Source organism: Pantoea sp. ME81, assembly GCF_903970985.1.
GTDB lineage: Bacteria > Pseudomonadota > Gammaproteobacteria > Enterobacterales > Enterobacteriaceae > Pantoea > Pantoea communis.
Map to the genome: position 1 here is coordinate 1 of NZ_CAJCKS010000346.1, position 1,514 is coordinate 1,514.

Below are 1,514 nucleotides of genomic sequence, written 5' to 3' on the forward strand. Positions count from 1 at the left end.
GTATCCATCGCTCTAACCTGATCGGCATGGGGATCCTGCCGCTGGAATTCCCTGCTGGCGTCACGCGCAAAACATTGGGATTAACCGGGGAGGAGTTTATTGATGTTGAAAACCTTTCCCAGTTGAAACCGGGTTGTACTGTGAATGTCACCCTGACGCGCGTCGATGGTAAAAAAGAGACGCTGGAAACCCGGTGTCGTATCGATACCGGCAATGAGCTGACCTATTACCAGAACGACGGCATATTGCATTATGTGATACGTAATATGCTGAACTAAAGAAAAAGCCGGGAGATTTCCCGGCTTTTTGCTTTCTGCATTACGCTTTTGGCAGCAGATGGCCCATTTTTTCTGCCTTGGTATCAAGGTAGTGAGCATTTTTGGGGTTGCGCCCAACCACTAACGGCACGCGTTCTACAATATTAATTCCCGCTTCGCTCAGGATCTCGACTTTGCGTGGATTGTTAGTCAGCAGGCGGACTTCATTGACGCCCAACAGTTTGAACATATCTGCACACAGGGTGAAATCGCGCTCATCGGCGGCAAAGCCCAACTGATGATTCGCTTCCACGGTGTCGTAACCTTTGTCTTGCAAAGCGTAGGCGCGGATCTTATTCAACAGACCGATATTACGGCCTTCCTGGCGGTGATATAACAGCACGCCGCGTCCTTCTTCAGCGATAGCGGTGAGCGCCGCTTCCAACTGAAAACCACAGTCGCAGCGCAGGCTGAACAGCGCATCACCGGTTAGACACTCAGAGTGAACGCGCGCCAGCACTGGATTGTGGTCGCTAACATCACCGTAAACCAGCGCGACATGATCCTGGCCAGTTGCCAGTTCTTCAAAACCAACCATCAGGAAATCTCCCCATGGCGTGGGCAGTTTGGCTTCTGCTACCCGTTTAAGCTGCATGTGACTCTCCAGAACCTTCAGAGGATGCGCTATCATCATGATAACGCACGGGCCCGACTGGCCCGACAAAACTGACAATATTGTGCCACAACCTTCACCCGGGCCGTTAATCAGTCAGAGTTATTGTAGTGATAAAGCACAATTATCTAAGCCGCAACGTGTATGTTATTATTTTTTCAGCTAAAGTTATGCCAGTCTCGCGAATACTCGCGGATCTAAAAGGAAACGGATGTTAAAAATTGCGCAGCGCACCACCCTGGGAATGCTTTTATTAATAATTATGCCCGTTGTTGTCTGGCTCTCTGGCTGGCAATGGCAGCCAGGTGAGAGTAGCGCGTTTTTACGGGTGCTGTTCCGGATGACAGAAACCGTCACCAGCCCCTGGGGTATTTTGACCAGCGTTATCCTCAGCGCCTGGGTTTTATGGTGCTTACGCTTCCGACTTAAACCCGCCATTTTACTGATCCTCTTCATGAACGGCGCTATTCTTGCTGGCCAGTACACCAAATCTTTCATTAAAGAGCAGGTGCAGGAACCCCGTCCCTATAGATCGTAAGACCGTCGTGTAGGGAAAGAGTGTAGATACTTGTATAGCACACACG

1 protein-coding gene and 2 pseudogenes are annotated in these 1,514 nt (G+C 50.2%); 2 read left to right on the forward strand and 1 reads right to left on the reverse strand.

The annotated features are described in order from the left end of the window. Positions 1–278: pseudogene (locus H7A81_RS27210) on the forward strand (aconitate hydratase); the annotation flags it as partial. Positions 279–318: 40 nt separating this feature from the next. On the opposite strand, the gene ribA reads toward H7A81_RS27210, so the two are convergent. Next, entirely contained in the window at positions 319–912 is a 594-nt protein-coding gene (gene ribA / locus H7A81_RS27215) for a GTP cyclohydrolase II (RefSeq protein ID WP_034821474.1), read from the reverse strand. A 229-nt stretch (positions 913–1,141) separates the two neighbouring features. Here ribA and H7A81_RS27220 point away from each other — a divergent pair. After that, positions 1,142–1,459: pseudogene (locus tag H7A81_RS27220) on the forward strand (phosphatidylglycerophosphatase B); the annotation flags it as partial. Positions 1,460–1,514: the final 55 nt, after the last annotated feature.

Bases quoted from the DNA above. Each gene is read 5' to 3' on its own strand.
- ribA (WP_034821474.1), bottom strand. From the start codon at position 912: ATGCAGCTTAAACGGGTAGCAGAAGCCAAACTGCCCACGCCATGGGGA.